The organism is Aurantivibrio plasticivorans (genome assembly GCF_055392955.1).
Genome location: NZ_AP036020.1, coordinates 128421 through 152818 on the forward strand (window position 1 = coordinate 128421; position 24398 = coordinate 152818).

21 protein-coding genes are annotated in these 24398 nt (G+C 46.8%); 13 read left to right on the forward strand and 8 right to left on the reverse strand.

Features of this window, described 5'->3' with window-relative positions:
• Positions 1 to 15: 15 nt before the first annotated feature.
• The 4 genes from ACZ5NB_RS00590 to ACZ5NB_RS00605 all read right to left on the reverse strand — a co-directional run bounded on the left by ACZ5NB_RS00590 (position 16) and on the right by ACZ5NB_RS00605 (position 3799).
• Positions 16 to 420, reverse strand: coding sequence for a DUF1801 domain-containing protein (locus ACZ5NB_RS00590; protein WP_460230867.1), 405 nt, complete (start codon positions 418 to 420; stop codon positions 16 to 18).
• Positions 421 to 1064: 644 nt separating this feature from the next.
• Entirely contained in the window at positions 1065 to 1559 is a 495-nt protein-coding gene (locus tag ACZ5NB_RS00595; RefSeq protein ID WP_460230868.1) for a P-loop NTPase family protein, read from the reverse strand.
• Between the two features lie 608 nt (positions 1560 to 2167).
• Positions 2168 to 3343 (reverse strand): sulfite oxidase, encoded by a 1176-nt coding sequence (locus tag ACZ5NB_RS00600; RefSeq protein WP_460230869.1) that lies wholly within the window; start codon positions 3341 to 3343, stop codon positions 2168 to 2170.
• A 57-nt stretch (positions 3344 to 3400) separates the two neighbouring features.
• Positions 3401 to 3799, reverse strand: a complete 399-nt coding sequence (locus ACZ5NB_RS00605) for a hypothetical protein (RefSeq protein ID WP_460230871.1) — start codon at positions 3797 to 3799, stop codon at positions 3401 to 3403.
• 111 nt (positions 3800 to 3910) lie between these two features.
• On the opposite strand from ACZ5NB_RS00605, the gene ACZ5NB_RS00610 reads away from it, so the two are divergent.
• The 3 genes from ACZ5NB_RS00610 to ACZ5NB_RS00620 all read left to right on the forward strand — a co-directional run bounded on the left by ACZ5NB_RS00610 (position 3911) and on the right by ACZ5NB_RS00620 (position 8080).
• Positions 3911 to 4765, forward strand: coding sequence for a LysR substrate-binding domain-containing protein (locus tag ACZ5NB_RS00610; protein WP_460230872.1), 855 nt, complete (start codon positions 3911 to 3913; stop codon positions 4763 to 4765).
• 148 nt (positions 4766 to 4913) lie between these two features.
• Positions 4914 to 6467 carry a rhomboid family intramembrane serine protease gene (locus tag ACZ5NB_RS00615; RefSeq protein WP_460230874.1) on the forward strand — a complete coding sequence of 518 codons (1554 nt, stop codon included), beginning with the start codon at positions 4914 to 4916 and terminating at the stop codon, positions 6465 to 6467.
• Positions 6467 to 8080 (forward strand): tetratricopeptide repeat protein, encoded by a 1614-nt coding sequence (locus ACZ5NB_RS00620; RefSeq protein ID WP_460230875.1) that lies wholly within the window; start codon positions 6467 to 6469, stop codon positions 8078 to 8080. The genes ACZ5NB_RS00615 and ACZ5NB_RS00620 overlap by 1 nt, the downstream gene beginning before the upstream one ends.
• A 64-nt stretch (positions 8081 to 8144) precedes the next feature.
• Here ACZ5NB_RS00620 and ACZ5NB_RS00625 read toward each other — a convergent pair whose 3' ends face one another.
• Together ACZ5NB_RS00625 and rep are read right to left on the reverse strand one after the other, a co-directional pair.
• Positions 8145 to 10169, reverse strand: coding sequence for a TonB-dependent receptor plug domain-containing protein (locus ACZ5NB_RS00625; protein ID WP_460230876.1), 2025 nt, complete (start codon positions 10167 to 10169; stop codon positions 8145 to 8147).
• Between the two features lie 181 nt (positions 10170 to 10350).
• Positions 10351 to 12375, reverse strand: coding sequence for a DNA helicase Rep (rep, locus tag ACZ5NB_RS00630; RefSeq protein WP_464107942.1), 2025 nt, complete (start codon positions 12373 to 12375; stop codon positions 10351 to 10353).
• A gap of 300 nt (positions 12376 to 12675) precedes the next feature.
• Here rep and ACZ5NB_RS00635 point away from each other — a divergent pair, with 300 nt between their 5' ends.
• The gene (locus tag ACZ5NB_RS00635) at positions 12676 to 14334 is read left to right on the forward strand and encodes a two-component system response regulator (RefSeq protein ID WP_460230878.1); all 1659 of its coding nucleotides are present in this window, start codon (positions 12676 to 12678) and stop codon (positions 14332 to 14334) included.
• A 229-nt stretch (positions 14335 to 14563) separates the two neighbouring features.
• A complete protein-coding gene (locus ACZ5NB_RS00640; RefSeq protein WP_460230880.1) occupies positions 14564 to 15514 on the forward strand; it encodes a glycosyltransferase in 951 nt (316 codons plus the stop codon).
• Between the two features lie 23 nt (positions 15515 to 15537).
• On the opposite strand, the gene ACZ5NB_RS00645 is transcribed toward ACZ5NB_RS00640, so the two are convergent.
• Both ACZ5NB_RS00645 and ACZ5NB_RS00650 read right to left on the reverse strand, forming a co-directional pair.
• Positions 15538 to 17064 carry a YifB family Mg chelatase-like AAA ATPase gene (locus ACZ5NB_RS00645; protein WP_460230881.1) on the reverse strand — a complete coding sequence of 509 codons (1527 nt, stop codon included), beginning with the start codon at positions 17062 to 17064 and terminating at the stop codon, positions 15538 to 15540.
• A gap of 87 nt (positions 17065 to 17151) precedes the next feature.
• Positions 17152 to 17400, reverse strand: coding sequence for an accessory factor UbiK family protein (locus ACZ5NB_RS00650; protein ID WP_460230883.1), 249 nt, complete (start codon positions 17398 to 17400; stop codon positions 17152 to 17154).
• A 104-nt stretch (positions 17401 to 17504) separates the two neighbouring features.
• Here ACZ5NB_RS00650 and ACZ5NB_RS00655 point away from each other — a divergent pair, with 104 nt between their 5' ends.
• The 8 genes from ACZ5NB_RS00655 (at position 17505) to urtA (ending at position 24332) form a co-directional block, all read left to right on the forward strand.
• Positions 17505 to 18428 (forward strand): urease accessory protein UreD, encoded by a 924-nt coding sequence (locus ACZ5NB_RS00655; RefSeq protein ID WP_460230885.1) that lies wholly within the window; start codon positions 17505 to 17507, stop codon positions 18426 to 18428.
• 62 nt (positions 18429 to 18490) lie between these two features.
• A complete protein-coding gene (ureA, locus tag ACZ5NB_RS00660) occupies positions 18491 to 18793 on the forward strand; it encodes an urease subunit gamma (RefSeq protein WP_460230886.1) in 303 nt (100 codons plus the stop codon).
• A 30-nt stretch (positions 18794 to 18823) separates the two neighbouring features.
• Complete coding sequence (locus ACZ5NB_RS00665) at positions 18824 to 19129, forward strand: urease subunit beta (protein ID WP_460230887.1); 306 nt, start codon at positions 18824 to 18826, stop codon at positions 19127 to 19129.
• Positions 19130 to 19178: 49 nt separating this feature from the next.
• Positions 19179 to 20882, forward strand: coding sequence for an urease subunit alpha (ureC, locus tag ACZ5NB_RS00670; RefSeq protein ID WP_460230889.1), 1704 nt, complete (start codon positions 19179 to 19181; stop codon positions 20880 to 20882).
• A 47-nt stretch (positions 20883 to 20929) separates the two neighbouring features.
• Positions 20930 to 21388 carry an urease accessory protein UreE gene (gene ureE, locus ACZ5NB_RS00675; RefSeq protein ID WP_460230890.1) on the forward strand — a complete coding sequence of 153 codons (459 nt, stop codon included), beginning with the start codon at positions 20930 to 20932 and terminating at the stop codon, positions 21386 to 21388.
• Positions 21389 to 21390: 2 nt separating this feature from the next.
• Positions 21391 to 22071: an urease accessory protein UreF gene (locus tag ACZ5NB_RS00680; RefSeq protein ID WP_460230891.1), complete on the forward strand. Its 681-nt coding sequence runs from the start codon at positions 21391 to 21393 to the stop codon at positions 22069 to 22071.
• A gap of 39 nt (positions 22072 to 22110) precedes the next feature.
• Positions 22111 to 22731, forward strand: coding sequence for an urease accessory protein UreG (gene ureG, locus ACZ5NB_RS00685; RefSeq protein WP_460230893.1), 621 nt, complete (start codon positions 22111 to 22113; stop codon positions 22729 to 22731).
• 302 nt (positions 22732 to 23033) lie between these two features.
• Entirely contained in the window at positions 23034 to 24332 is a 1299-nt protein-coding gene (gene urtA / locus ACZ5NB_RS00690) for an urea ABC transporter substrate-binding protein (RefSeq protein ID WP_460232076.1), read from the forward strand.
• The last annotated feature ends 66 nt before the right edge of the window (positions 24333 to 24398 follow it).

A 24398-nucleotide genomic window follows, 5' to 3' on the forward strand; every position in this document is an offset into this window, starting at 1 on the left:
ACACGCTGTCATTTGCTACCCTCCTAAGAGTGGTAAATGCTTGACTTTATGATACGTAAGCGACATCTTGATACAGTGTTTTAGCTCTTTTTTAGGAAGAGAGTCTTTTACCCCAAAGACAATTGCTCGATTCCCTTCGAAACGAAATTTGTTGCCGTATAACTCTTTGAACGTGTCTACCAACTTAGTATTACAATTGAAATAGATTGCGTACTGGTCAGGAAAATTTTTTTTCCAGTCATACCTCACAGCACTACCGCCCTTAACCAGATAACTTGGCTCACCCCATCTCAGCGATTCTTCAACTTCACCAAGACCACTCTCTTTGGCCGCTGCCAATATCAAATCCCTTATCGTTTCGAGCTTCTTTCTTATTGACGCGGGATAGTCTTTAAACTTTTCCTCAACTTCGTGTTTCATTAGATATTGATTTCATCCTCGATTACATATAACGCCAAGTGTTGCTATTTCACAGCGCATATTTTGCGTTGTCTCAGCCGAACGCGACAACCTCGCATTGTTACTGGTTGAGTGCCGACAGCGTATTTAACCAATAGATTCCCCCTGAAATAAAGAACACCCCAGCCCCCAAAATAAAGCAAGTGCAAATACAAACCTAACTGGATCAGTTTTAAACCTAATTGCGCGAGTCTCAATAGAAATGCCTACAAGAGAGCCATTTTGCATTGCGGATGCTCCAAGGATAACGCCATGCACTAGAAAAGGGGTTGTAGATAGAATAAATATAGAGCCGAATAGGGCTAAAGTTATTCCCTTAAATACAATGTGAAAGCATTACTGCTCAGCGCTAAAAAGTAAGATTATCGAGACTAATAATAATATTGTAGGCAGTGCGAGCACCTTCTTTGCTGTAGCGGCAATTGCTTTTCTTTCTTTATCTTCCTGATGCATGATGAACCATTAACGCCGCCAACAGCGGCAGATTACATGGAGCACCGTTTGTGAAACAATGAGCGAAACGAACACAAACGATGCGCAGTGTAAGCTGTCCAGCCCACGAAGTGGGCGATGCTGATTGGCCTTGTTATATTTACCCACCACTCTTACCCAACTGAAGCTTTGACACTAGCAATAAGGTCTTCTACATCCGCTACCTTATTAAACACAATACCTTTTTTATGTTCCACAGATTTTAAAATTATTGGTTTTGCTAAGTATGGAAACATCCAAATTAACTTTAGCAACCTTAGAATAATTCGGATTTCAGGACAGTTAGATGGAAGCTCCGGACGAGATTTAAACATATAGGAAACATTGCGCTTAAAACAGCGAAATATACAGATATGCCTCGGTACATCGAGAAATATTACATAGTCTGCGCTTTCTCTAACCGTTTTCGACACCCCTTCAATTATCCACTGGTTTTGATTAATTAGCTGCTGCTCGCCTATAGCCCGCTCCTCTTTTGAAGCGGCAACCCACCCCTCTTTCCAAACCACACTATCCAAACTATCGACTGGTATTCCGAGAGCATGGCCTAATTTTTTAGCCAATGTCGTTTTTCCTGAACCTGCATTCCCTGTGATATGTAGCTTCATGCTTTCTCAAAAATATAGCAGTATTATTCTGCGGCCTTGGCTGTTTATCTCCAGGCTGCGAAATTATTTTTTGGATTTCTCATTTAAACCGTTAAATCAATTAAAAACAACTACTTAGGCTTTATGTTGGAAAACGCGCCAGCATGAAAAGCAGCCTTGGCTGTGAGTATTTTGTTTCGCGGCCTGTTTCTACAGCCTATAAATATCTCTACTTATCAGTAGGTTATCTGCCCTGTAACTTTGTTTCGCAGCCCGGGCTGCGAAGTTTGGGGATTAGATCAGTGATTTGACGTGTTCCTGAGGTGCGGATGCTGTGGAGTAAGTCAGTGAGTGTGGTTGTATTCCAAAGCTTTTATACGGCGATTGGCGGGATTCTAGGTTTAGCGTTGAGGTGTAACAGAGGTGAGGGCTTTCAACTAGTTGGTCCAAGCGGATTTTTCTTTACGAGTCTTTTTATTGTCGAAACGTTAAAGTGCAACAACGCTCAAGTCCCGCTAAGTTTTTCTGCAATTTGAATATGACTGTGTTACGAAGCAGTGGAGCTGGCTCCAGCTGCTTCGTGGTAAGCGAAGAGAGGGGTCTGTAAAGCGACTACAGCGAGGAAAATCTTAGACAGTAAACGTTCGCGGCTGTTGTGCAAAGTTTTCCCAGTAGGTTGCTTTCTCAGGGGCTTCTTCCAGCGTCGGTTGAATATTGCCTGCGCGATCAATGACGCGGGAGACGATAGTGTGCTCTCCTGGTGGGAGTTTATTTGTTTCGAATGAAAACAGCTTCCAGGAATATCTGGAGTTTTCTTTGTGCCATTTTGCGGTTTGCCACTCGCCATTATCTAGTTTGACTTCAACACGATCCAGTTTGGAACCGTCATTTACGACAAAACCAGTAAATACAAAGCTACCACTATTTTGAGTGGCGCGCACGATGACTGATTTCATGTGCATTCGGCTGACGGAACTTTGAACCCATGTGTCTGGGTTTAGTGGATCTTTTTTGAGTGTGACGTAATCTTTTGCCATGAAGCGCCCCATGTAACGCGTGTCTTGTACATGAATGCGCTCGAGCCATTTTACATTCGCTACACCGTACCAGCCCGGCACGATGAGGCGTACGGGTTTTCCATGAAACAACGGTAGTGGTTCGCCATTCATTTCGAGCGCGAGCAGGGCGTTGGATTCCATGGCTTCTTCTACCGATAAGCTGCGTCCGAAATGCTGCATCACCTTGTTATCGCGAACAGTTTCTTCGCCAGCGTCTGCGCCAAAGAATACGATTTCTCGGGCACTTTGTTGTAGCTTGCTATCTTTGAGTACATCTTTCAGGCGTACGCCTTTCCAGCGAGCGTTACCGATAAGCCCATGAAATAATCGCTGTTGATTGCCACCGCACTCAAACCCGATATCCATTTCGACTTGTTTATATTGTTTAAGGTCGTCGATTGATAAATTCAGTGGCTTGTCAACTAAGCCTGAGATGCTCAGTTGATGAGTGTTTGGGTCAAGATCGGGCTGGCCGTAATGTTGAACAACATAGAAGTCTTCATTACGTGAATAAAAGCGAGAAATTTTACGTGTATCCTGAAAGTGCATGGCGCCGGGTTGCGCCTCTCCTCGAGCAAAATCTTTTGGCATATCGCTAAATGGAATCAATTCTTCTCCAGCTGCTAGTGCAGGTAAAGCCCAGCTAGGCAGGCTAGCAAGGGCACCTGTTGCCAGGCCTCGTTTTAAAAACTGGCGGCGCTGCGTATCAGATTCGTTAGCCTTGTTGTCAAAAGGTTGTTTGCTCATCGTGCTAGCCTTGTGCGTTATTGGTTTTATTGAAGCGCGCTACCTATCCCGAAGAGATTATTGCGCATTATCAATGATAACCGGAGAGCTGAAATAGGTAACGGTGGGCTCTGCGCCAAGGCGCTCTGTTAACCCTTTTTTCCATTCGTCTGTGTAGACAGCCTCGGCTGCTTCGCGGCTTTCCCAAAGATAAACACCACCGCCGATGCCGCCTTCGCCAAACAAGTAGTACTTGCGAATGAGGCCGGGTAAATCTTTGTACATCGGGACTGACGCTTCGTATAACGCTTTAGCTTGCTCAACAGTTGTGTCGGCACCCAGTGGAAAGTTAACAATGACGGTTGTATGCATGGTTGTGTCCTGATTAGCCAAGAGTTGAAAGGGTAACATTGCGAGTGATAGCAATGCGATTAAGTGAGTCAGTGCAGAGGCGGTGCGTTTTAGCGAGCGTTTCATAGTGACGTCTCCGGTATTTTTGGGCAGACATTAACGGCATACTAGATATAATACAAATTAATAATTGCAAACTCTTGTATTGCTCATTTCAATAACCTATGACGGAGATGTATGGACGTTACAGATTTTGAACCCTCGCTATTGCGTACTTTTATGGCCGTGGCTGAGCTAGGGAGCTTGTCCAAAGCCAGTGATCGCCTATGTTTAGCACAGCCAACCATTAGTCTTCGTGTAAAACGCCTCGAAGAGCTGACGCAAAGTCAGCTCTTCACGCGGCATGGCCAAGGGGTTGCGTTAACGGAGGAGGGGACGTTGTTGCTGCGCTACGCCAAGCGGATTCTCGATCTCCACAGCGAAGCGTGGAGCGCCATGTCATCGCCAGCTATTAGTGGCCCTGTGAGAATAGGCTTGTTGCCAGATTTGGCTATGAACGCCTGTGCCAACACGCTGTTTAACTTTGCTAAAGCACACCCAGGTGTACGACTTGAAATAACCGAAGGGACCTCAAGTGAGTTGCGCGATGCCCTGGATTCTGGGCGCTTAGATATTGCCGTATTAGTCAATCCAAAAGCAGATGATGAGCAGTTAATTGTACGTGATCAATTACAGTGGATTGCGGGTAAGCAGTTTGACTGGGAACATGATCGACCCTTACCCCTAGTACTTTGCCCTGCGCCTTGCCGGTATCGTGAAATGGCCTTTGCCGCGCTGGAGGAGGCTGGAATTCAATGGCAGCTGAGTTTTACCGCGCAGAATATATTCTTCATTCGCGAGGCGGTTGGCGCAGGTTTGGGCGTGACAATCCGAGGTCGCAGCTTTCTCAATAACGACCTCGAAACGTGTCATCGCCAACTAGGGCTTCCCGATCTACCTAGCGTGTCAATTACTGTTGAAACGGCTGCGAAGCCAATCAACCCTGAATCGGTTGATGCGCTGCGTAACGTCATCCTCATGGCGGCGAGTTAGTCCGATGGGTAAGCCGGTGACCGATCATCGGCGGTATCGGGTGCCCATCTTCAGGCAAGGCGATTTGCTAGACGGGTAAAGGAAGAGGCGTGACAATCGATCGTACTGTGCCAGAGGATACGAACAAGAGAAGGATCGATTTGCCTCCATGATAATCCTACCGACCGAAAAGAGCTTTGACTGGCAACATGCCCCGGTTGTCCTCATCAGCATTGTGCTACTGAACGTCTTTGTTTTTTTCTTCTATCAAAGTAACGACTCCGCAAAATTTGAGCAGGCATACACCACCTACGAATCCACAGGGTTGCTGGAGATCGAATGGCCGATCTACAAGCAGTATCTGATCGATCAGGGTGAAACTGAGCTGGCCGAAGAATATCAAGAGTACGTGGATGAGCGCGCTGCGATAGACAGCGGCGACGAAAGCTATTGGCAGGAAGAGTACGGCGATGACTATAACGAAGTGTATAGTGAAGATGGCTATAGCGAAGATGAGTATAGTGAAGAGGAATATGCTGAACTCGACTTTTTCTTCGGCGATGTAAGCTGGGCGCTGCTTGGCGACTTTGATTTTAAGCGCCACATTATGGAAAACCAACGAGATGTGGTGCCAGATGCGGTGTATTTTGATTGGAAGAAGGCCAGATCTGACGTCAATAGTCACTTAGAAGCGGTCAGTTTCTACCGCTTTGGTTTGATTCCTACCGAATTAAGCATTATCGATTTTATTACTTCCCAGTTTTTGCACGGCGACGTGATGCACTTATTAGGCAATATGTTTTTTTTGCTGGTGTGTGGCTTTGCCGTCGAAGCAGCTCTTGGGCACATGAAGTTTTTAGGTTTCTATTTGCTCTCAGGCATTATTGCTGGTGCCGCTCAGGTGGTGAGTGATCTCGGCAGCTCGATTCCGTCGCTTGGGGCGTCGGGCGCAATTTCCGGTGTGATGGCAATGTACCTGGGAGTGTTTCGATTTAAAAAAATCGAATTCTTCTATTGGTTTTTTGTCTTCGTCGGTTACTTCCGAGCGCCTGCTATGCTGATTTTGCCGTTCTATATCGGCAAAGAGCTGTATAGCTACGCTTTTGATGAGGGTAGCAATGTTGCATTTATGGCGCACGCGGGGGGCTTTCTCGGTGGCGCTATTCTCATTGCGGTTAACCAGATGTTCTTTCCCGCTAGTATTAACGAGGAGTACATTGAGACGGATCAAAAAGTTAACCCTTATCAAGACCGCTTATCGAAAGTGTATCGCGCGATCGAAAATTATCAGTTTGCGAGCGCGATAAAAGCACTTAACGATATTATTGAAGAATATGGGTTAGATTTTCGTTTGGCTCGACTGCAGTACAACCTCACCAAAATTAGCAAAGGCGAAGATTACACTCGTATCGCTAAGAAATTGTTAATAATGAAAGCGGACAATGAACGTGAGCTTTCCGCGCAAAAACAGGTATGGGAAGAAAACCCTGAACTAGCGAAAGAGTTAGACATGCGCGATAAAATCGAAGCTGCCATGCGATTCTGTAGTGAATCACATTTCTCTTTAGCTGAAGCCATATTTAAGGGGCTCTACGCTAATAAAGCACCGCACAATGATCTCGCGATTCTCGCCAGAAAAATGGCGGCGGTGGCACAGGACATGAAAGAATACAGTAAGCAAAAAGCCTATGAAAACTTCGTTAAAAAAGTGGTGGGTGTGTAATGTCGGCTGTAATTGAAGCAGGTAAGCACACCTTCTGCCAGTACCACCCGTCAGCCGCAGCGACGTTCCACTGTCCGCATTGCGATGTGAGTCAGTGTGATCATTGTATTGACGAAGGCGAAGACGGCACGAAACAAAGTTGTTTTCTTTGTCACAAGGGCGTTGAGTCATTAGGGGCTGCGAATCACGCAACGCCATTTTGGCGGCGCTTGCAAGAAAGCTTTCGCTACCCGTTATCTTCTGAGGCAATTGCGGTTGTGGTTGGCGCGGCGGTATTAAGTTCGCTATTGCTTTACCTACCCTTGGGTTTCATCTGGTACTTAATGTTGACCGGGGCATTTTTAAAATATTGTTTTAGTGCGTTGGAAAACACGTCGCAGGGTTTGTTGGTGGCGCCGGATATTAGTGAGGCCTATGGAGGCGGCATTACATTATTGCTGCGGATGCTGGTAATCCCTATTGTCATGGCGGGTATGGTGGGCACAACCTATCGTTTTCTTGGGCCGCAAATGGCAGGTTTAGTCGGCTTTTTGCTGGTACTGGGTTTGCCTGCGATTTTGATTATCTTTGGCATGACCGATAGCTTAAATGAAGCGCTTAATCCAGCGAATATCATCAAGTTAGTAACGTCGATTGGCTTGCCGTACGGATTGATACTTGGCTTTATCATGATTATGACAGCCTCGGTCGCCAGTATTAGTGGTGTGGTGGGGGATAACTTGGGTCCTTTGTCCGCTGTCGTGCAATCAGCAATCAGTAATTACTACATGCTGGTGATGTTCCATATTATGGGTTATATGATATTTCAATACCAAGGTGAACTAGGTTTTAATGCGCGAGAGGATCATGGTGATTTTGAGGAGCCGCGTTCGCCTCGGGATCGTCTGGCAGCGAACATTGATGTTGAACTGAAAGAGGGAAATTACAATCAGGTGGTCGCTTTGCTTGACAAGGCGCTAGCGCAATTCCCTAACGATAAAGAGTTTCAAAAGAATTATTTTGAATTTATTTTTGCGACTAATCGATTGCAGGTGCTAGGTAAAGTCGCGACGCGCTATTTAGATTTCTTGTCGCGCGGTCAAGAAGAGCATCAGTTGGCAATGGTTTACCGACGTGTTCTCGAGGTGATGCCTGATTTTATTCCCGGGTCTGCATCAGCACGTCATCGTCTTGCCCAAAATCGTTTGGAAAAAGGCGAAGCAATGGTTGCCATAAAACTACTCAACGGTATGCATAAAGCTCATCCAGACTACGCTCAGCTACCTGAAGCAGTGGGATTGATGGCGGATGCGCTAGACCTTTTACCGAAAAAGGAGGCGGCCGCGAAACAGTGTCGTTTGCTGGCGAAGCAATTAGCGGCGCAACGAAAACAACAATTAGCGAAGCCGGCGGCAAAGCCCAAAGGAGCAAAGCGGCCATCGAGTTCGAGTTTGCCTTTTGGCAGCCGTGCCAACCCAAGCACTGAGCCCTCGGGAATAAAAGCGAATGAGCCAGGTGGTTTGTCGTTAGTGCCGATGGAGGAAAAAAGCGCTGGTAACGCAGATAGTAGTCAGGCACCAGTTAACGAAACGGATGCAGCGAATGGGGATTTACCGCCGATTGAGTTTAAGTAATATGTGTTGAGCGGATGGAGTTCATTAACGGGTGTAATGAAAGAGCGACAACAACCAAAAATTGTTAAAAAGTATAGGTTGCGCCAAGAACCCAATCGCGCCCTCTATTAGGTACGCCTTCACTCAAGCGGCTGCCTTCGAATGTAGAAAAATACTCTTCGTCGGTAAGGTTTTTTGCCAATACATAAAAACCCCAGTGTTGGCCGAACTGGAGACCCAGTTTGCTGGTGATCGCCCAGTGGCTGTCGATATCGAGGATATCGTTCCCTACAATGTTCATTTGACGCTTGCCTAGGTAAGTTGCAGAAACACTCGCGTCCCAGGAAGCGTAGTTAAAAAGAAGCGACAATGAGCCAAATTGTGTCGCTTGGAGATCAGGCGCGTCATCCAATGTGTCTAGCTTGGTAAAACTCATAAGCGCCTCCCAATGTTGCCCTACTCCTTGGCGAATTTCGGCTTCAATACCACGTCTTTCTTCAACGCCGCTTTGCAAAAAGCTTCTGCGGCCATCTAACATGCCTGCGCGAATTGGGTCCTCGAAGCGATTGTAAAAAATGCCCGCTGAAATAAACGTGTGTTTCCAGTGGCTTATCCAAATTAGGTCTGAGGTGCTGACTAGCTCGTGAGTGAGTTCGGGGTTTCCAGTGATAAATTGGTTTTGAGTAAAACCCGTTTCCGTTTTGGCGGGTGCCCGAAAGGCTTCTCCGTAAAGTAATTTGAGTGCGTGTTTTTCATTGAATAAATGCACTAATGCGAAACGAGGGCTGGCATGGCTGCCTGCATCATCATAATCGTCATAGCGAAAGCCAACCGTGGTATGCGTGTTCTTACCAATGGTGATTTGAACTTGGCCGTAGCCGCCTAAGATATCACTTTCCTGTTCCAGCGTAGCAGGTGATAAATAGTCCAGCCCAGTAAAAGAATCGACAGGAAAGTCGCCAGCGACGAGCTGTGCCGTATTAAAATTAGTGTAAGCACGCGCGTGGGTATCGTCTTCGTGCCGCCACTCTATACCAAATTGAACATCATCGGCTGATCGCCATGAGGCCGCGTTGTGCCACAGTATTCGATAACGATGGCCTTCGAGTTTTCCTTCAGCCAGCAACGGCGCATTGCTTGGCGGGTTACTGATTAACGCGAATGCTCCGGGCGCCGAACCTTGGGTATCAAATGTGTAGCCACTTTTTAAGTAGCTTATTTCGACACTGCTCTCCCAATCCGGTTTGATCATCAATGAATGTTTTAACCGTGTGTGCAGTTGACCAAATTCAACGTTGTTAATGCCTTCGGCTAGGGAGCCGCCGAGATAGAAGTTTTCGCTGTTGTTGTAGTCGTATCGGATGTCAAACGAAGTTGATAAATAACGTATACCGATATCAATGTGCCCGGCTTGATAGGGGTCTTCAGCGGTTACACGTGAAGTGCTGAACGAATCTGGTAGGTTGTATACCTCGCCATCCTTTTTATCTAAACCGAGGTAGCCATCCAATGACCAATCGCCACGGTGTTTTGACCCCAATGCGATGAGTTTTTTTGTTTGGTTGCCGTACTCTATGCCTAATGAATTGATTTCGTTGTGGGTAATGATATTAATTACACCGGTGTAAGCGTTTGCACCATACAGTGCTGAACCCGGACCTCGAATGACTTCAATACGTTTGACTTGCTCTAGTGGGAATATGGGTAGCGTCCCATTGCTTGCCCCGCTTCGTGGGTCGTTAAAGATACGTCCATCGACAAGTAACAAAACCTCCTTAGAAAAGGTGCCGTTGCGTCTACCTCGTGATGCATAAGAATACATATTTGCAAATTCAGCGCTACGTTGGCTCTGAAAGCCGGGGATCAAGTTAAGTAATTCATGCAGATAGGTGACGCCTAGCTTAGCGATATCAGCATCGCTAAATGCAGTAACGGCAGCGGGGGCGGTGAGCGTGGTTTCGTCACTGAGTGTCGCGCCAACAACTGGCAGCGTCAGCAACTCATCAAGGCTCAGTTGATAGAGCGGTTGAGATGAGTCGCTCAGCACACCAAATGCTTGCGATGAGAAAACGCAGGAGGCAGCAATGGATAGTTGTCTCAGCTTACTCATGACGTTTACCGTGAGTACTAAAGCGTGATAGAGAAGTATAGAGCTTTTTAGGCTGAGAGGGGGGGAATGGCTGATGAAATAAGTGCCAAAGATCTGGTGTAATAGAAAGAAAGTGTTGTTTATAAACTAAAAAGAATAACCGCAATGACTCATATTCGAACACCTAATGTCGGTAAATATTTTAACCCAGTAAATCTCGCAAGCCCTGTAGGGTTTCGTTACCTTTTGCTTGGTTTTGTTCGGGAGAGGATTCTGTATTGTAACCTTCGCGTACTAAATCTTCTTCGGGCAGTTCTTCGAGAAATCGGCTTGGGCTGGTATCAATAATTTCGCCAAATTGTTTGCGCTTGCTGGCAAGCGTTAACGTCAACGTTTTTTGCGCGCGGGTAATGCCAACATAAGCGAGTCGACGTTCTTCTTCAACATCACCGGCGGCAACACTATTGGCGTGGGGTAGAATATTTTCTTCAAGCCCCATTACGAAAACATGAGGGAACTCCAGCCCTTTTGCTGCATGCAGTGTCATGAGTTGTACTCGGTCGGTAAGATCTTCTTCCTCTTGGCGATCGAGAATGTCTTGCAGCAATAACCGGGCAATGGCGGCTGCCAGGTCCATGCCTTCGCCGTCGATACTATCTTCGGCGGATTTATCCATCATTGATTGCACAGAATTAATTAAAAAGTGGACGTTTTCAAATCGCTTTTCGGCGACTTTCGAGCTGCTGGCGTTTTGGTGTAGCCAGCCTTCGTAGTCGATATCGTCCATTAATTCGCTGAGAATTTTCTTTGGCTCGGATTCTTCACAGGCTTCACGAGCATGATCAATCATGTCGACAAAACGTTGCAATCGCTCACCCGCCTTGTCTTTCAAGAGTGACTGCAAGCCGATCTCTGAGCATGCGTCATAAAGGCTGATTTCGCGATCCGTAGCGTAGTTGCCGAGTATTTCCAGTGTCGATGTGCCGATTTGACGGCGCGGGGTATTAATAACGCGCAGAAACGCACTGTCGTCATCGGGGTTTACCACAAGCCGTAGGTAGGCCATGGTGTCTTTGATTTCAGTTTTGGCGAAAAATGACGTACCGCCACTCATGTTGTAGGGGATTTGATGCTGCTGTAGTTTGAGTTCGAGTAATTTAGCTTGGTGATTACTGCGGTAAAGCACCGCGAAATCACGAAACTGTAATCGCTTTCCTAATCGCTGATGCAAAATTTCTGTGGCTATGCGCTCCGACTCAGCGTCCTCGTTCGCGGATCTAACAATGCGAATAGGATCTCCCATGCCCATTTCACTCCACAATGTTTTGTCAAACACGTGGGGGTTAAAGGCGATAAGGTGGTTTGCGGCTTTCAAAATGCGACTAGTCGAACGGTAATTCTGTTCGAGTTTGATGACGTCCAGATTGGGAAAGTCTTCTTTTAGTTGTGCCAGGTTGTTCGGGTTTGCACCACGCCATGCGTAGATAGATTGGTCATCATCACCCACCACGGTTAAACACCCTCGATTGCCAATGAGTTGTTTGACCAGGCGATACTGGCTATTGTTGGTATCTTGATATTCATCTACCAACAAATAGCGAATGCGTCGACGCCAGGCGTCCAAGACATCGGGATGTTCTTCAAATAAGCGCACTGGTAGAGCGATTAAATCATCAAAATCGAGCGCGTTATAGGCGGTTAATGCTTGGTCGTAACCTTGGTAGATCAAAGCGATGGATTGCTCGCCACCACTTTGTGCACGCTCTATGGTCTCTGCTGGTGTAAGGGCGTCATTCTTCCACTCAGAAATTTGGTTCTGTATCCGGTCCAGGTGATCACTATCAAGATCGTTGTGCTTGATCATAATCTCATTAAGAATTGCGCGGGCATCTTCAGCATCCAATATGGAAAAGGTCGACTTGTAGCCCAGTCGCTTGTATTCGGAGCGGATGATACGTAAACCGAGGTTGTGGAAAGTGGAGACGATTAACCCTTTGCTGTCGCCGCCTTTCAGCAGGCCAGAAACCCGCTCCTTCATTTCCTTGGCCGCCTTGTTGGTAAAGGTGACCGCAGCAACGTGTCGAGCCGGAATATCACACTCACGAATGAGATAAGCGATCTTATGGGTGATCACACTGGTCTTGCCAGACCCGGCGCCAGCGAGCACTAGGCAGGGACCATCGATATAGCGAACGGCACGGGATTGTTGAGGGTTTAATCGAGTCACAGGAATACGGCTTAGTGAGTGGCGGAGCATTCTAGCAAGTCGAAGCAAAGCCCGTCATCCCATACCGACATCAGTGTGAAAATTTCTCAAAAACGTCAATTTCAGGTGGTTTTTTATACCGTTGAGTGCCTTTTAGTGGCGGTCGGTGGAAAATTGACAGTGTTGCTGCTAAATACTTTAAGTGCGCAACAGAGTTGGCCGTACATAAGTGTTGAATTCGACACCGTTGAGGCTTCAGCCTCCCAGGGTTGATTACCTTGCGGGTGAATGTGTGACTCTCCATGATGGAGAGAGGAATCTATGGACGCTATCACGAACATTTTGCATATTGGTCATCGAGACGAATACGAGCTTATCGCGTCCTTACTCAGCGATGTTCACCATCGTAACTATCATCTAACCGACTGCCCCTACACCGATGCGCAATTAGATCTCATTTTATCGAACAGCTTTGATGTCATTGTGCTGGACTATCATTGGCAGGAAAACGGCTCGGCACGAGATCTACTCATCGCCGCAATCAAACAAGGTTGCGAAGTTCCCATTATTGTCATGACCGATGAAATGGAAGCGGATGTCGACCGCGAAGCCATCCAACTCGGTGCTTCAGATTATCTAATTAAGGGTCGCATCGACAGTCAGCTTCTAGAGCGCACTATTCGTTATGCTATTGAGCGAAAAGTTGCAGAAAGTAAGCTGGCCAAGCTTGCACACTATGACGCATTGACGGGAGTGCCCAACCGCATTTTGTTTCGCGACCGCATTGAACATGCCATTCAATTTGCGAGTCGAGATAAATATTCGTTCACCTTGATGTATCTGGATCTCGATGGCTTCAAACAAGTCAATGACAACTATGGCCACGATGTTGGTGACGAACTGATACGGTCTTGCGCTGCAAGAATCGTCTCCAGTGTGAGGAAAAGTGATTCGGTTGCGCGAATGGGGGGCGATGAATTTACGGTATTGCTAGAACAATCCGCGAGCTCTGCGGACATCGCTCATATCGCTGAAAAAATTATTAGCAGTTTAGAAGCGCCACACAAAATCCACGGCTTCGATATCTTTATTGGCTGTAGTATTGGTATTGCTGTTTACCCAGAAGCAGGGAATGACGTCAGCAGCTTGTTGCGTAATGCCGATAAAGCAATGTATCAAGCCAAATCAATACCCGCGAGTACCTATCAATTTTTTACTGAAGCAATGAATGTTGAAGCAAGTCAGCTATTGATGCTTGAGAGAGAACTTGGTAGAGCGCTCGATACGCACCAGATAGAGCTGTTTTTTAAACCGATCAAAAATAATTTAACCGGGCTGACCGAAGGACTAATGCTGGAAGTTGACTGGTACCACCCATCTAAAGGTTGGTTGTCTTATCGAGAATACGAAAATGTGGCGATTAATCAAGTAGCTATCGGTGTGTCGAGTTGGGTCATGGCGCAACTGGAGCTCGTTGTGCAAGAAGCAAAAAAACATGAGGCAACACTACCGGCGCTAATCTTGCGTGTGAATCACCAGGTGCTTAATGATCGACACTTTGTCGACGAGTTGAAAGTGCTATGCAACCAAGCAAACGGTGTGACAAAGATTGAACTTTGTTTAAAAGAACACGAGTTAGTGGAGCAACTAGAAAGAAGCCTTCCTCAGTTGGACTCTTTGGGTCGGTTCGGATGCGGTGTGGTTCTGGAAAACTTAGGCGCGCAATTGAGCAGCTTTGATTTGATCGCGAATGCGGTAGTCCATCGGTTTATTGTTGATCTAGCTCTCCATGATCACAGCCGGGTAGCGCTTATCTCAGACCTGGCTCGTGCGAGTGGCAAGCAGCTTATTTTAGCCAACCAGGATGAGTTGAAAAAAACATCTATGTTATCCAGCCACTTGGTTTCACTAAGTGCCGCAAAAGAACCTATTCAGAGACTTTTGGATAATCTTGCCAGCAATGAAGTTTCGCCTCTCTAACGTTTTCTCAGGCAGCTCTGTGTTTTAAGCGTTATTCCCTCAACCCTTTTCTTTTCTTGGCATCATGAGCTGGGTTAACATGTCCAATTTTTACGATGCAATAGTTAATGACGTCCTCTAACATCGTTATTCAGTTTGCGCCGGTGGGGCTCACAGTATTCGATACTATTGTATCGATACGGTGAAAACACGATGCAGTGCATAGAGCGGCACTTCAATGGGAATATGTATGTCTACTAATTTGGGCAAATCTTCTACTGGTTGGACATCAGGGCTGGTGTCAGTGATAGTGCCTTGTTTCAACGGAGAGAAATATATTGAGAGCGCAATCGACAGCCTAAAAAAGCAGACCTATCCTCACTGGGAGTGCATAGTTGTTAGTGATGGCTCTACTGATGGGTCTGCCAAGATTATTGAAAAATTGGCCGCTGAAGATTCGCGGATCGTTGCAATCATCAATAATATCAATCAAGGTGTTTCGGCTTGCAGGAATGAGGCAATATTAAAATCGAAAGGCGAGTATCTGGCTTTTTTAGATGCTGATGACCTATGGCACCCTGAAAAATTGCAACGTCAGGTACAGGTGTTTGAGTCTTACCCAAATGCCGGTGTCGTTCCCACAGCCTCTACACATATTGATGGCGATGGGGAGCCCGTTAAAAGTAGAAAAGAAAAGGCACATACCGACCTTAAACAAGGAAGAATTACACTCATTGAAATGCTGGCCGGTGATATCCCTTTTTCAATTAGCACAATGACTCGGCGTGAATGTGTCAATAAAGTAGGACTTTTTAACACTAGTTATAAAATCGGTGAAGATTACGAATTGTGGCTCAGGATTTTACAGTACTACGAATACTACTATATTTTCGATGAGCTGCTTATGTATCGGGTCCATGACAGCAACGCAACGGGCAATAAACTAAGAAACCGAGAATATAAAATACAAATTCTTGAAGACATTAAACAATCAGGTACTTGGGCGGTTGATAAAAAGGCCTTCGATTATTTACTGCAGCGCAAATACAATTCTCTCGGAAAACTCTATGTCCGAAAAAAGCGTGTCGCGAAAGCAATACAATGTTTCGAAAAGGCAAAGCAACTTTCAGCCAGTCAGTTGCAGTCGTTAAAGGCTACTCTGTGGTTAAGGTATTTGCGATTTAGGATGCCGGTCGGATAGCTCACCGGAGTGAATATTTTACATTAAGCCAACGCTCTTTGCGTTCGTCTATCGAGTTGTCGATAGCTCAAAGCCTCAGTGAGGTGCGCAGTCTCAATTTTCTGCGAAAAAGCAAGGTCGGCGATAGTGCGCGCTACACGCAAAATACGATGGTAGGCACGTGCTGATAGGCCAAACTTTTCCATCGCATTTGACAGCAGGTCTTGCTGTTCTGTGCTTAGCTGGCAGGCATCGATTAATTGTTCACCCTTTAATGAGAAATTGGCTTTTCCTTGTCGTGCCATCTGCATTTTTCTTACCTCAGCCACACGTGCCTTGACGATGGCCGTGCTATCTCCTGTCGGTAGCCGTTGCAAATCTTTTGCAGCGATTGAATTCACTTGGACGTGTAGATCAAAGCGATCCAGTAGCGGGCCCGAAATTTTACGTCGATAACGTAGTACCTGGTCTGGTGTGCAGTGACATCTGCCGTCACGGCTGCCCGCGTAGCCGCAGGGACAAGGATTCATGGCGGCTATGAGCTGAAATTTTGCAGGAAAGCTTATTTGCGCGTTAGCTCGTGAAATGGCTATCTCTCCACTCTCCAGAGGTTCACGCAGTACCTCTAGCACTTGCCGTTGAAACTCCGGTAATTCATCCAGAAACAAGACGCCGTTGTGAGCCAGCGACACTTCTCCCGGTTTTGGGTGAGAACCACCGCCGACAAGGGCGACCGCTGATGCGGTATGGTGTGGGTTTCTAAACGGCCTTTCTTGCCATTGCGAGGTGATTTGCCCTTTCGCGACGCTGTAAATTGAAGCCGTTTCTAGTGCCTCGCTCTGCTCCATTGCCGGTAATATCCCAGGTAAGCGACTTGCGAGCATGGTTTTACCCGTGCCGGGTGGGCCGTAAAACAAAATATTGTGGCCACCAGCGGCAGCGATTTCTAGCGCGCGTTTTGCTTGTGCTTGCCCATGGACTTCATTTAAATCGGGCGTTGTAGTGGCGCGGCTTTGAGTTGATGTCGTAGCGTTATATGGCTTTGCCTTTTGCAGCTCGCCGCGATTGTGAAGGTGGGCGGAGACCTCAAGTAGTGATCGAGCTATTAACACATTGGCGTCATCATTTAGCGCCGCTTCGGCACTATTGTCGACAGGGACGACCAGGCTTCTCGAGGATTGTTTGCTCGCAAGCGTAGCAGGTAATATGCCTCGAACCGGTCTCAGCTCGCCAGACAAAGCTAATTCACCTAAAAACTCAAAGGTCGATAATGAGTCATTAGGCAGCTGTTCTGAAGCCGCTAAAATCCCAAGGGCAATGGCTAAATCAAAACGCCCCCCTTCTTTAGGAAGGTCGGCGGGTGCTAGATTGACAGTGATACGCCGAGCTGGGAATTCAAAGTGGCTATTGAGAATGGCACTGCGGACTCGATCTTTGCTTTCTTTGACGGCAGTTTCAGGTAGCCCAACGATCGATAGGCTGGGTAGTCCGTTGGATAGATGTACCTCGACGGTAACGGGTGGTGCAGATACGCCGGTTTGGGCGCGAGTGTGTACGATAGCGAGTGACATGGCATTCCCTGCTGAAGTCGTCGGTATGGCGTGCTCTCCCTGAGCATCACGTTAGGTTGCTGCGACTATTTGTTTATTTCTGGTAGTTTATTTCTCGTCTTCCTGTTCAGAAAGTAACGAGGCGACGTCTTGCTCAAGTTTATCTAATTTTTCTCGCGTGCGCTGCAATACAGCGGTCTGCGCGTCGAATTCTTCACGCGTAACCAAATCAAGGCGTGACAAGGCTGATTGCATTGCGAGCTTGGCCTGAGCCTTTACTTCCGGCGCAATATCTTGTTCAGAAAGAAATTTATTGGCTTGCTCTAACAGTTTTAATACAGGCGTAATCGGTACCATACAGCGCTGCCTCAATGGGCTGAGAGTGGACTGAACTCCAGCTAGTGTATCGTGATTTGTAACGAAATTCAGTAAGTTGCTGACGTGCTAGATGCCAAAACGGTATGATCACGGGCTTAGACTCAATTTGCGGCGGTGACGCAGCCGTTACTAAACAACACGACACAATGAATGATGCACTTCCTTTAACCACTCTTAAGCCGCTGCGAGAGTGGGAAGCTAAGCTTGCTTTAGAATTCGCGCAACGTGAGAAAACAGTTGTGTTGAGGGCTAAGCACCTCGGCCCGTTGCGAATCCAGCGCCCATTTTATCCTGAAGGCGATTGCTGCCACTGCTATGTGTTGCACCCGCCGGGTGGCATGGCGCCGGGTGATACGTTAACACTGTCGGCCGAGTTGCCAGAAGGTACGCAAGTATTACTCACGACCCCTGCCGCCGGAAAAGTCTACACCAGCGATCAGCATGGTCATCCCCAATATCAGGGCATTCATGCCTCGGTGGCGGCGAATGCCTGCCTTGAGTGGTTGCCCCAGGAAACGATTGTGTTTTCGGGTGCGAAAGCTGAGTTACAAAATCATTTTCACCTTCGGGATAATGCAAACCTCATAGCATGGGATTTTGTCTGTTTGGGTCGCCGTGCCAGTGGCGAACAGTTCTCGCACGGAGATTGCATTCAATTAATCGAAGTGACGCGAGACAATCGTCTCGTCCTGCGCGAACGAACGCAATGGCTCGGTGGTAGTGACGCGCTAGCAGCGCATTGGGGTATGGGCGGGCATGTTGTCTCTGGTACTCTGATTGCGAGTGTCGAGGCAAGTCGCCAGCAGATAGATGACTGGCGAGATGGTTTATCCCAGCGCAACTTTGTTGGCGAATGGGGAATGACGCAAAAACCAGGCTTTTTTGTTGCACGCTTTTTGGGCCAATCACCTGAGCAGGGGCGACGTGGTTTTGAATATTTATGGAGCCAGCTGCGCCCACTCGTCAACGGGCGTGAAATCTGTAGACCTAGAATTTGGAATACGTAAATCAGCCGAAAACGGCAACGACTACGTTCACCAAAAAATATCGATCTTGTTGAGGAAATATTATGGAGTTAACCCCGAGAGAAAAAGATAAATTGCTGCTTTTTACTGCAGCTCTTGTTGCAGAGCGACGTAAGGCGAAAGGGTTGAAGCTTAATTATCCTGAAGCTATGGCGATTATTTCTGCAGAAGTCATGGAGGGTGCGCGTGAGGGGAAAACTGTCGCTGAATTAATGGATTATGGTCGAACCATTTTGAGTGCCGATGATGTGATGGATGGCATACCCGAGATGATTCATGAAGTCCAAGTTGAAGCGACATTTCCCGATGGTACAAAACTCGTGACGGTGCATAACCCAATCGTCTAATGCAAACGCTTTCTTTTAAGGGAGTTACACATGATTCCAGGTGAATTTGATATTCAAGCGGGTGATATTGAGCTCAATGCGGGCCGGCCGACTATCACTATTACTGTTGAAAATAGCGGCGACCGCCCGATACAAGTCGGTTCTCACTACCACTTTTTTGAAACCAACCCTGCGTTAAAATTTGATCGAGAAAAAACTAAAGGTTTTCGTTTAAATATTGCGGCGGGAACGGCAGTACGATTCGAGCCAGGGCAGGATCGCGAAGTAGAATTGGTGCAAATCGCCGGTAACAAAACTATCTACGGATTCCGTGGCGAAGTGATGGGTAAATTGTAATTGCGATGTGCAAACGAATAGTCAATAGAATTCTCAACGGAGAAGCGTCATGAGCAAAATTGATCGCCGAGCCTATGCCGACATGTTTGGTCCTACAGTAGGAGACCGCGTTCGCCTAGGCGATACAGAATTATGGATTGAGGTTGAAAAAGATTTTACAACCTATGGCGAAGAAGTGAAATTTGGCGGGGGAAAAGTCATTCGCGATGGAATGGGACAGAGCCAAAAGGCGAGTAACGAGACCCCCGATACTGTGATTACTAACGTGCTGATTATTGATCACTGGGGCATTGTAAAAGCCGATGTGGCAATAAAGGATGGTCGCATTTCTGCAATCGGTAAAGCAGGTAACCCAGATATTCAGCCCGATGTTGATATCGTACTGGGGCCGGGTACTGAAGCCATAGCTGGTGAAGGTCAAATACTGACAGCCGGTGGAATCGACGCGCACATCCATTTTATATGCCCGCAACAAATTGAAGAAGCACTAATGAGTGGTGTGACCACTATGTTGGGCGGCGGTACCGGACCGGCAACAGGGACGAATGCAACAACCTGTACACCGGGACCATGGCACATTCATCAAATGCTCAAAGCGGCTGAAGCCTTTCCAATGAATTTAGGTTTTCTAGGAAAAGGTAATGCCAGTTTGCCTGCGGGGCTTAATGAGCAAATTGAAGCCGGTGCAATGGGTTTAAAATTGCATGAGGATTGGGGTACGACGCCTGCGGCGATCGACAATTGCTTAACCGTTGCAGAAAACTATGATATTCAGGTGGCCATTCACACAGACACTCTGAACGAATCTGGTTTTGTTGAAGACACGCTGGCAGCATTTAAAGGCCGCACTATTCACACATACCATACCGAAGGTGCAGGTGGTGGTCATGCACCGGATATTATTAAAGCCTGCGGTGAAGATAACGTGTTGCCGTCATCAACTAATCCGACGCGACCTTATACCATTAACACGGTTGATGAACATCTCGACATGTTGATGGTATGCCATCATCTGGACCCAAACATACCAGAAGATGTAGCCTTTGCCGACTCGCGTATCCGTAAAGAAACTATTGCAGCCGAAGATATACTTCACGACCTCGGCGCGTTTTCAATGATAGCCTCTGATTCGCAAGCGATGGGACGTGTGGGTGAGGTCGTTACGCGTACCTGGCAGACGGCACACAAAATGAAAGTGCAACGTGGCGCGTTAGAACAAGATTCTGAGCGATCTGATAATTTTCGTGTTAAACGTTATGTTGCCAAGTACACCATAAACCCCGCTATTAGCCACGGCATTGATCACGAGGTAGGGTCAATAGAAGTGGGTAAGCTTGCTGACTTAGTACTTTGGAAGCCAATGTTTTTTGGTACTAAACCATCATTGATTCTAAAGGGGGGTGCAATTGCAGCTGCACCAATGGGTGATCCCAATGCGTCAATACCAACGCCTCAGCCGGTTCATTATCGGAGTATGTTTGGTAGTTTTGGTGCGTCTCGCCTAGCGACGTCGGTAAACTTTGTTAGCCAAGCTGCAATCAGTAATGGTACAGCGGACACACTCGGGATAAGCCGACGTATGGTACCTGTCAAAAATTGTCGTACTGTGAAAAAAGCCAACATGATTCACAATGCCTACCAGCCGCACATGGAAGTTCACCCTGAAACTTATGAAGTGCGTGCTGATGGGCAACTATTAGTGTGTGAGCCAATGGCGGTCTTGCCGCTCGCGCAGCGTTACTTTTTATTTTAGACATATCAGTCTTGAAGTAGAGTCAATTAAATTTAACGAGAAATAATGTGATTGAGTGCTATCAATTTAAAGCCGGAGACGGTATCCAATATCAAGATGAAGTCGAGCTCACATTTGAGCAACGTCAAAAAAGTCGTGCGCAGGCGACCACTAAAAAAGGTGAGCAAGTGGGTTGGTTTTTAGAGCGCGGCCATGTGTTAGCCGACGGAAGTCTGCTGGTTGGCAAGAGTGGAGAAGAGATTAGAGTATCAGCCGCGCCAGAAACCTTATCGGTGGTGAGTTCGGCGGAACCACTCCAATTGCTTCGTGCAGCGTATCATTTAGGGAATCGTCATGTACCGCTGCAGGTGACTTTAGAGTGTTTGTGTTATCAGCACGACCATGTACTCGATGACATGGTCAAAGGCCTCGGCTTAAAGGTGGAATGTCAGCAACGGCCCTTTAACCCAGAAAATGGTGCATATCACTCGAGTGGCCATCATCATTCTCATGACCACGCGCATTAATCATGACGAGTAACGCGACTTCAGCATCACTTGTTCACTTAATGCATTTGGTTAGCCCTGCACTACCGGTGGGTGCTTATGCGTATTCACAAGGGTTTGAAAGTGCCGTCGAGTTTGGCTGGGTTCATGATGCGGGTTCTACCGAGGATTGGTTACGCAATGTTATGCAGTACAATATTGCACAGCTCGATGCGCCTGTATTGATGCGTCTATATGATGCTTGGCAAAGTGACGATGTTCGTCAAGTCATTTACTGGAATGACTTTATCCTCGCATCACGAGAGACCAAAGAGTTATTGCTTGAAGACTCACAAATGGGCCAAGCATTATGGCGTCTCTTGAAAGAGCTAGACATTGATGGCGCGAAAAAATGGCAGCCAAGCACAACGAGTTTTACATCTATGTTTGCGCTAGCGGCATCACACTATACCGTGGCAAAAGAGAGCTGCATTGAAGGCTTTGTCTGGAGCTGGTTGGAAAACCAAATGCAAGCTGCAATCAAGTTAGTCCCTCTGGGGCAGACGCAAGCAAATCAGTTGTTAGTCAACTTGATTCCTGAAATCCCTGGTCTGTGTTTACAGGCCGCGGCTATTGATGACGCAGCGGTTGGCAATAGCTCACCAAGAATCGCGGTTGCTTCTATGCAACACGAAACACAATACTCGCGACTATTTCGTTCTTAAATAAAATTCTAAACATTGTAAATGATAGGTGTTCAGTCTATGAAAAAACCAGCCTTACGACTTGGCATTGGTGGGCCAGTCGGCTCCGGTAAAACAGCACTCGTAAAAGCACTGTGTGCAGAGATTAAGGATAAATTTGATGTTGCGGTGATCACCAACGATATCTACACGCGTGAAGATGCGGAATTTTTACTGCGTAATGAAGCGCTAGATGAAGATCGCATTATTGGCGTAGAAACGGGCGGTTGCCCCCACACAGCGATCCGGGAAGATGCTTCAATGAATCTTTCAGCTGTTGCTGAGCTGCAACAGCGCTTTCCTGACTTAGATGTGATTTTGATAGAAAGCGGTGGTGACAACCTTGCTGCTACATTTAGCCCTGAATTATCGGATCTGACGTTGTATGTTATCGATGTCTCGGCAGGCGACAAGATTCCTCGTAAGGGTGGGCCGGGTATTACCAAATCGGATTTACTTATTATCAACAAAACAGACCTCGCACCATTGGTGGGCGCAGATTTGGGCGTAATGGACAGAGACGCTAAAAAAATGCGCGGTGAAAAACCGTTCATTTTTACCAATCTCAAGTCAGGGGACGGGTTGTCAGAGGTCATCAGCTTTATTGAAGAGGAAGGGATGTTGACGCCTGCTATAGCGTGATTAGCCTGCGTTGTAAGCAATGACATTAAATCGCTCACTATTGGTGCGAGCCAAGTGCATCGAAAGATTTATGCGCACCATTAGTGAGCAACCCCTTCTCGTTAACTTGAGAAAAGCAATGTTTAGCGCTGTGAAGATGTTGTCGGGTTGACAAATTATCTAATAAAAACAATAAGTTAACTGCTAAAAACAAACGCTGACAGTCTGTTGGCACCAAACCTGCTATTAATCCCCCCGCGGCAACCCTGCCGAAAACAATCACCAATTGGGGGCTTAAAATGAGCAACAATTTAAAAAAATGGATGCGACGCAGTGGTGCAGTATTGGCTGGTGTCTCGATGTCCATGACCGCAGCAATAGCGGATGCAGCAGATACAATTAAAGTTGGCGTATTACATTCTATGAGCGGGCCTTTGGCTATCAGTGAAACCACACTAAAAGATACCGTTCTGATGTTGATCGAAGCACAAAACGCTAAAGGCGGTGTTATGGGTAAACAGCTGGAAGCGGTTGTTGTTGATCCAGGTGATGAAAAAGCGGATTGGTCAAAGTTTGGTGTTAAAGCACGCGAGCTTCTTGAAGTGAATGAAGTGGATGTTATTTTTGGTTGTTGGACATCAGTTTCACGTAAATTCACCTTGCCTGTTGTGGAAGAATTGAACGGTTTGTTGTTCTACCCAGTGCAGTACGAAGGTGAAGAATCTTCACGCAACATTTTCTACACGGGCGCAGCGCCTAACCAGCAAGCAATTCCTGCTGTTGATTACTTGATGGAAGAGGAAGGTGTTGAGCGTTGGGTGCTCGAAGGTACTGACTATGTTTATCCTCAAACCACCAACAAAATCCTTAAAGCTTATTTGATGAGCAAAGGTGTAGCTGAAGAAGACATTTCAGTGAATTACACGCCTTTCAGCTTCTCTGACTGGTCTACCCGTGTTTCTGAAATTAAAAAGTTTGGCTCAGCTGGTAAAAAGACCGCTGTGGTATCAACCATTAACGGTGATGCGAACGTGCCTTTTTATAAAGAACTGGGTAACCAAGGCATTACAGCAGACAATATTCCCGTTGTTGCGTTCTCTGTAGGTGAAGAAGAACTCAAAGGCTTCGATACCGCACCACTCGTGGGTCACTTGGCGGCATGGAACTACTTCCAAAGTGCTGAAGCTGACGTTAACGAAGAGTTTATCGAGAAGTGGGTAGCGTTCGCCAAAGCAAACAACATTAAAGGGCCATACGTTACAAACGACCCAATGGAAGCCACTTATATTGGATTCAATGCTTGGGTTAAAGCGGTTGAGAAAGCGAAGTCTGCAGAAGTTGATAAAGTAATTCCTGCTATGTACGGCATTAAAGTGCCTAACTTAACAGGTGGCACTGCAGAAGTATTGCCAAACCATCACTTCACAAAACCTGTATTGATTGGCGAAATTCAAGCTGACGGTCAATTCGAAATTGTTTCGCAAACCGAAGAAGTTCCTGGTGATGCATGGACTGACTTCTTGCCTGAGAGCGCGAAGATCGAGTCTAACTGGCAGGATCCAGCCATCAATTGCGGTAATTACAATACCGAAACCAAAAAGTGCTCGGGTCAAAACTTCTAAGACCTAAGGCATTTCTTTGCAATAAATATCACCTCGCAACAGGGTTGCGAGGTGATTTAAAAATAA